Origin of the sequence: Hoylesella timonensis S9-PR14, from assembly GCF_000762405.1 — a bacterium.
GTDB lineage: Bacteria > Bacteroidota > Bacteroidia > Bacteroidales > Bacteroidaceae > Prevotella > Prevotella timonensis_A.
Map to the genome: position 1 here is coordinate 1 of NZ_JRPQ01000134.1, position 8,232 is coordinate 8,232.

Here is an 8,232-nt window from a genome sequence, read left to right on the forward strand (position 1 = left end):
CTTTGATGATGATACCGTGGTGAAGATGCACCAAAAGCAGGTAGCTGTACGTGGTACTGCTGATGTATATTCAGGAATGTACAAACGTAACTTCACGGAGGAAAATGCGGAGCTACGCATCACGACCAACGAGAAGCGTCAACCAATCCTTACCATCAATGGTCTATCTGTTCCTGATTGGTGCGAGCAGAAGTGGCAACAACTCATTCATCGTAACCGTTCACAACGACTGTAATCGCCTTTTTCTTTCGCTGACAAGAAGAAAAACACGAAAGAACGCTCACTTTTCCACACAAAGTGTTACTTTTGCAACTGAAATAGTGAGTGTTCTATACGACCTGCATCTAATCGCAGAACCTTGTAATCTGGCCATCTAGTCCGAAATCATATTTTTAGGGGAGCAAACTATTTTTGCCTTACTGGGTGGTCAATAATTCTCGCCCTGACGAGTTTATTTTCTTGACTTTTTCATAAGGTATTGGGAGGAATATAAAGTTCTACAACTTTAAACTACCCTGCTAAAGTATTAAAAATAATTGGTAGCATATAATATGGGTAGTAGCAACTACATAGCAACAGCAAATAACTATGTTATAGAAAGAAAAAAAGTAGGTTTGTAACAGTAAAATAAACACCAACCTGTTGTCTAAAATGGGGAGGATACTAAAGGAATAAATTAATATGTCACAAAAGGGAAGCGTATTTCAAAAAGGAGGAGGTGGGACAAACTTTGAACAACTCGTTCAAACGGCGTTTCTTACAACTCTTATCATTCATGGTAATGCTCCATGTCTTGATTCTGGTGAATTATCGGAGGTTGCACTACAAGTAACTAACAGAGGCTATGAAACTGATGATTTTATGGTTACGGCAAAATCAGCAAGTGGTGAACATCGTATATTGATTCAGGTAAAACACGATATATCATTTACTGTTGATAATGAAATATTCAAAGAGGTAATTAATGCTTTTTGGAAAGACTATAATAATACTTCAGTTTTTGACAAATCAAAAGATAAACTTATTATTATAAAGAATGGTTTAACTAAAGATGAAAGAAATCATCTTAAATCGCTTTTTAATTGGGCAAAAAATCACGCAACAGAAGCAGATTTTATTACCGAAGTAAACAGGATAAAAGGAAAGAAAGACCGATTAGATGTTTTTCGTGAGGTGCTAAAAGAAGCAAATAAAAATACATATTTGACAGATAAAGAACTTTGGGAGTTTTTGAAATGTGTTGATGTTTTGGAATATGATTTCCTAAACGAAGGGAGTATTGATAAAACATATTTTCTCAATCTGATTAAACTCAGTAAAAACAAAAATTCGGCAACAACCGAAAAGGATATTTGGGACAGTATTTTTGCTTATGTTGCTACGCTTAATCCAAATGGTGGAAGTGTGACACTTGAAAGTATTAAAGATAAAGATTTCTTTCAGCATTTTGATAACACACATTTAACTCCATACTTCAAAGCCGTTGAAAAACTTAAATCAGACAGCAATGAGATCTTACGACCAATAAAAACTTATATTGGAAAAGGAGAAAACGAATTTCATTTACAACGATCAGAATTAAGAGAAAAAATTTTAGTTGGTCTAAGTAATTCCCAACTAACGATTGTGACAGGAAAACCTGGAGTTGGGAAATCAGCTGAAATCAAAGAGATCCTTGAAAAAGATTATCCTAATGCAAGTGTGTTTGTTTTCAGAGCAGACCAATTCAATGAATCTACGCTCGCCAATGTTTTCTCAAGTCAAGGGGTAAATGAAACAATACAAAATATTTTCTCATGTATCTCCCTTATTCCTGAAAAAATTATTTTCGTTGATAGCTTGGAAAAGCTATTGGAAGCAGACCCCGAATGTGCTTTTAAACAGTTATTAGCGTTACTTAAAGAGCACCCAGAAATTAAATTAATTGCTTCGTCACGGAAATATGCGATTGATTTAATTACATTAAAATTTGGTATTGATAAAGACAATATATGTATAATTGACATTCCAACGCTTAATGAAGAAGAATTAAAACTTGTAGCTGAAAAGTTTCCGCAGTTAAATAGTGTTCTAAAAAACGACAAAGTCAAAAAGTTGTTGCAAAGTCCAAAATATTTGGACTTCTCAATCTTAGCAATTAGTAAAACAAACGATGATTATGCTAATGTTTCGCAGACAGAGTTTAAAGACAAGTTATGGAATTCATTAGTTGTAGATTCAACCAATACAAAAAAATGGACTTCCACTTAAACGTGAAGAAGCCTTTAAAGAAATTGCAGTAAAGAGAGCAAAGGAAATGAAACTCTTTACTAAACCTGATAAGTCTGATGCAGAGGCTATAGCTTGTTTAGAAAATGATGAAATTGTATTTCAAGAAAACAACAACAGAAAGTATTCTCCCACTCACGATATATTAGAAGATTGGGCATTAGTAAAATATGTTTCTTCAAAGTTTGAAGACTTTCCAAATCCAAAAGATTTTTTCAACAATTTAGGAAACGAGCCGGCTATTAGACGAGCATTTCGTCTTTGGGTGGAAGACTATTTAATTGACAACAATGGTAAAATAAATGAACTGATCAAGGTAACAATTGCTGACCAAACTATTGAGAAATATTGGGCAGATGAATTGTTGGTAGCTGTATTTAAGTCAGAAAACAGTAATTCATTTTTTACTTCTTTTGAAAAAGAACTTCTTGAAGACAACTCTGTTTTCTTCAATAGATGTTTGCATATCATAAAAACTTGCTGCAAAGAAAACGACCAAAAAACGAACAACAGCAATTTGCTTTTGCCGATTGGTTCGGGTTGGAAAGAAGCATTGTTTTTTATTCAAAAGAACAATACTCAATTAGAATCAATAAAACTTACAATACTCAATTTTCTCACTAATTGGTATTACCGATTACTTTTTCAATACAAAAAAATTGAAAACGCAGAATTAGAGGCGGCAAAATCTATTGTCCTAACCTATTTGAAAGAAGTTGAAGAAGAAAAAGAATTTTGGCAAGATGAAAATGTCAAAGGTAAATCATCAAACTTGATTTCAATTTTATTTGATTTGGCTTCAATTTCAAAGGAAGAAATTAAACAACTTATTGCAAGAGCATTTACCAAGAAAGAAAATCGGGAATCTTGGAGATTAAATTCTTTTTACGAAAATGTAATTGAAAGTTGTCTTTCAGGTATAGGAAACCAGCGTTTGATAAAAGAATTGCCTGAATTGATTATTGAAACAGCTTGGAAAAATTGGAAATATATACCACCAAAAGAATCTTATTATCCAAATGAAATTAGATTTATATCAAGACACTCTTTGCGTGATGAGGAATGTTGGGGAATAAGAGATAGACATTCCTTTTTCCCTTCGGGAATTTACAAAACGCCTTTTTACAATTTATTGTGGATTCACCCAATCGTTGGTTTGAAGTTCATCATTGATTTTTTCAATTATTCGGTTGAATTTTATGTAAACGCTACTTGTGAATATAAGCATAAAATTTCTCAAATTGAAATAGAACAGAATGACGGAACAAAAACAAAACTATATGCGGCGTGGGAATTATGGGCGGCTTACAGAGGTTTAAGCGTTACAAACTACGCGTTGGAATCATTGCTAATGAGCCTTGAGAAGTTTTTATTAGAAACGGCTAAAAGAAAGACAGATGTTAGTAGAGAGAACTTGAAGTTTATATTTGATTATGTTCTTAAAAACAGCAATAATGTTGCTCCATTAGCAGTTTTAACGAGTGTTGCTATTGCTTATCCCAGAGAAGTTGAAGAAGCGATGTTGCCTTTATTGTCTGTCAAGGAATTTTATGAGTGGGATTTAAGTCGAGCACTTGAAGAATACTCTTCGTTTGCCACAATGGATTATGATATTTCATTTGCACAAAAAGAGCGTTTGGAATCAAATCAACTTCCACATAGAAAAAAATATCAAAGAGGGCTTCGAGATTTTATTTTAGACTATCAATTTAATGTTAGAAAATTAAATAAAGAAATTCACCAAATAATTGACAAACTAAAAGCACGAAATGATGGTAAAGATGTTATATGGAAAAAGAATTTAATTGAAATGGATATCAGAAACCATAAAGTTGGAGAATATGATGAAAAACTTGGTGGTTTTCCTATTCAACCTGAATACGATGATGAAGTTGTAAAGTTTATTGAATCCAATAAAGAAAGTTTTGAAGCAGATACAAAGTCTTTGAATATTTCAGGACAACTTTCAAAAACTTACGAAAAGAAAGAAATTATTGATTTTTCATTTTGGTTATCTTGCTATGAACAATATTCTTCATCAAGATCCTTAAATATTCTTTATGACAGACCAATCACGTTAGCTGTATTAGGACTGAGAGATTTTGCAACAAACATAAATGAAGAGCAAAAAACAAAGTGTATAAAAATAATTACTGATGCAACAACTTCTATTCTTCAAGATACATTTAGCAGAGATTATAGCCTTAATATGAGTGTCAGCATAATGGAAAAAGAAATTGCTTTATCTTCTTTCCATTTACTTTTGCAAAATGTTGATAACGAAGAAGATAAAAACGGCATAATAGCTACAATGATTTATATGCTATTCGCACCGTTCCACGACCACGAATTTGACAAAATCATACGATACTTTAGAGAAGTATTTTTCAAACAATTTCCTAATGAAGCAAAAAGAGTTTGGCTTGGTCTCATTATGTATTCTAATTTCAAAAAAGCAAATCCTAATTTCTATGGAAATCAAGATGAAAAAAGTTTAAAAAAGGAAAATGATTTTGTTCAGGAAATTGCATCTAACAAAAACTTAAAATTAGACCTTGCAGAAATAAGTTTAGAAAAATCAGAAGGTTATTTATTGGCAAGAGCTTTTGTAATTACGCCATATGACACAGCAGATAAAGATTTTACACATTTCATAAACCACATATTACCGATAGTTATTGGCGACTTAACTAAAGAAGAAGATTTTTCATATAACAGAGGAAGAGAATCTCGACAATTTCATCACGAATCAATTTCAGATATTGAACAATATCTTGCCAATTTATTTTTGGGCGCAAATTTTGATTTTTCAAAATCTGTTTTAACTACATTGGTCAATTCACTGTCAAAAAATACGCAAAGACAAAGATTTGGAAGAGACGATTTGCTCCAATTTGTGAATAATACTTTGGATTATTTTGTATTGAAATTATATGACAATGGAAATTCAAAAATTGACCAAACAAAATACTCACAGCAACAGACCAACTTTTGGAATCTATGGGAAGTTCTGTTTGATTTAATCCCAAGTGATGGAACACACCCGCTAATTCAAAAACTTTTGTTGGACATTAGATATTTGCTATGGGATTATCAAGATAATCCGAATGAAAGTGATTGGAGTGTTTTAAATGGGAAAAAAGATTTTTATAAAAAAGTGTTTCTTGAAAAAGGGAAAAACAATGCTTCATCAGTAATAAACGTGTTTTCTACAATTGGAGGAAAAGAATTTTTGCCCGAAGGAATAAGTTGGCTGTCAAACCTTTTCAAATCAAATAACATCGCCTCTTTGTCATTGACATCTGTGTCATCGGAGAGAATGATAAAGCGACTTTTCTATAATCATATTTCAAAAATCAAAAAAGACAAAACTCTAATAGATGACTATGTTTGGATTTTAAACCGGATGGTTGATTTGGGTTCGTCAGAAGCATATTTATTTATAGAAAATGTAATTACGTATAAAAGCATTAAGTAAACTGCGAGTAGAAGGAACATTCTACTCGTTCTTTGGAAACGCTGAACTTGAGCGTATTACGGAATTAGAGAAAGAAGGTAGGACAACAACGCCCCTCAAAGAGAAAGAGAAAAACGAAATCCGTAGGAAGGTGATTCTCTTATAGGATACCATCAAGGGAAAAGACAAAACAATCTCAAAACAACAACGAGAAATCAAGGTCTATGAAGAGGAGCTAAGTTTTATCCAGAGATTCTTTAATAGCTTCTACCTCTTTTGTGCAATATTTGTTTGATGCTCCGCAAGATGGCTTCTATGATGGCACCATAGTAAAGATGCACCAAAAGCAGGTGGCGATACGAGTACGGCAACAGCTCATTCATCGTAACCGCTCACAACGACTATAATCGCATTTTTCTTTCACTGACAAGAAGAAAAACATGAAAAAACGCTCACTTTTCCTCGAAAATGGTTATCTTTGTAAGTGAAATAGTGAGCGTTCTTTGGCTATTCAAAATATTGTGTATCAGTACACTTCGCTCATTTCTAAATCGTTACCTATACGACCTGTGTTTTATCGCAGAGCCTTGTAATTTAAGCATTTAGACCGAAATCATATTTTTACCTTGGACAGCCGGTCTATAGTCAAGTATTAAAGTTACTCGACAAGGAGAAAATTCTTCAAATAAGCCGCGAAACGAAAGGAAGCGAGGCTTATGTGAAGCGTTTTGACGGTTACCAACATCTTGTCGTAATGTTGTTCGGCATCCTCAAACACTTTGATTCTCTGCGCGAACTTGAGATAGGCATGAAGGCGGAGGCTCACAAGCTCGCACACCTCGGAATGAACTATCTTGTTCGTCGCAGTACGCTTGCTGAGGCCAATATACGCCGTCCTCAGGAGTTCTTTGCAAGTGTCTATGCATATCTACTGAAGAAGTATGCCAAGTTTTTAGCGGACAGCCGCCCTGCCAAGAGTTATAAGGGGCAGACGCACGAGCCTAAAGACTGGGAGAAGCTGCTTTACATGATGGATTCCACCACAATAACGCTCTTCGACAACATACTCAAAGGGGTTGGGCGGCATCCGAAATCAGGCAAGAAGAAAGGCGGCATGAAAGTGCATACGGTTATGAAGTATCATGTCGGCGTGCCGATGGTGGTGCAGCTCACATCCGCCGCTAAACACGACCATTACCTGCTAAAAGAGGTGCATCTGCCAAAAGACTCCACTTTGGCAATGGATCGTGGTTATGTCGACATAGCACAATTCCAACGTCTTACAGAAGAAAGCGTTTGCTACGTGACAAAAATGAAGAAAAACCTTAAGTATGAGGTACTTGAATCCGTTATGTACGTCAATACAGAGGGACTTGTGGCACATATTGACCAAAAAGTACGTTTTACAAGAGGGGAACTCATCCATGAGGCACGAAGGGTGGAGATATTTTATACCCGCAAGAAACCAGTTGTGCTATTGACCAACAACTTTGACTTCACGATTGAGGACATTGCTGAAATTTACCGCTTAAGATGGGCTATCGAGTCGTTATACAAACAACTTAAACAGAACTTCCCGCTTCATTTCTTCTATGGGGACAGCGTCAACGCCATACAAATACAGACATGGGTTGTTCTGATAGCCAATCTGCTGATAACGGTTCTGTCGAGAAGCATCAAGAGGCATTGTGCATTTTCGCAAGTTGTTACCATGGTACGGCTTATGCTTATGTACTACGTCGATTTTATTGCATTTATGGAAAATCCCGAAAAAACTTGGAATGATTTCCTTGCAAAGGAGATGCAAAAAGCGCCGCCAGAACCAAGTCTTTTCGATTAAGAGGGGGCTTACTTTTGAAAAAATAAACCCCGAAGTCCAATTTTACTGGGCTTCGGGGAGGATATTTATGCTCTTTTGAGTTTTACCGGACAGCTATAAATTAAAATTTAAATACAGGACGTATAAAACAGCCTCCCAGTGCAGTTCGGTGCCATTGTAAGTATTGCTTACCCTTAATATCATATAACCACAAAAATGATGACTGNGAATTCTCGGAAACATTAATCCAATAACGGGATGGTTGCCAATCGNGATACGGTGGTAGGNATNCNATAAAACAATCATGATAAACCTCGTCTTCACCATACCGTTCTGTTGATTCCATAAAATCATTAAGTCTTCCATAGTCCCACGGTTGGGTTGTATAATGTGGTTTATTACTATATTTAGTACCGCCAAAAGCATCAAATATTAAATCAAANTCTTTGAATCTTGGNACATACCATTGGGTCCAAGATGGCGCTACTTTCTGATATTCAGAAAGGTATGTGTCTACTNTCTCCAATTCCTCTANTAAAAACAAGTTGGNTCTGTCCNGGCTTTTTAGATTNCGCAAAGATATGGCAAGNCCATGTTTNCTATAAGGTGCAGGTCCGTTACCATTATCACTTATATATGCAATCATGGCAACAGGTTTCTCACCTGCATTGTCTGCTTCTTCACAAGT

At 35.0% G+C, this 8,232-nt stretch carries 3 protein-coding genes and 2 pseudogenes; all 5 read left to right on the plus strand.

All coding sequences use genetic code 11. From position 1 onward, the window contains the following. Positions 1-235: pseudogene (locus HMPREF9304_RS08255) on the plus strand (MobV family relaxase); the annotation flags it as partial. A 446-nt stretch (positions 236-681) separates the two neighbouring features. After that, positions 682-2,250 (plus strand): hypothetical protein, encoded by a 1,569-nt coding sequence (locus HMPREF9304_RS14685; RefSeq protein ID WP_197061659.1) that lies wholly within the window; start codon positions 682-684, stop codon positions 2,248-2,250. A gap of 46 nt (positions 2,251-2,296) precedes the next feature. Beyond that, the gene (locus HMPREF9304_RS08260; RefSeq protein WP_197061660.1) at positions 2,297-5,746 is read left to right on the plus strand and encodes a hypothetical protein; all 3,450 of its coding nucleotides are present in this window, start codon (positions 2,297-2,299) and stop codon (positions 5,744-5,746) included. 257 nt (positions 5,747-6,003) lie between these two features. Further along, a complete protein-coding gene (locus HMPREF9304_RS15180) occupies positions 6,004-6,132 on the plus strand; it encodes a hypothetical protein (protein ID WP_257996293.1) in 129 nt (42 codons plus the stop codon). A gap of 233 nt (positions 6,133-6,365) precedes the next feature. Then, a pseudogene (locus HMPREF9304_RS08265) lies at positions 6,366-7,565 on the plus strand (IS4 family transposase); the annotation flags it as partial. Positions 7,566-8,232 lie beyond the last annotated feature (667 nt).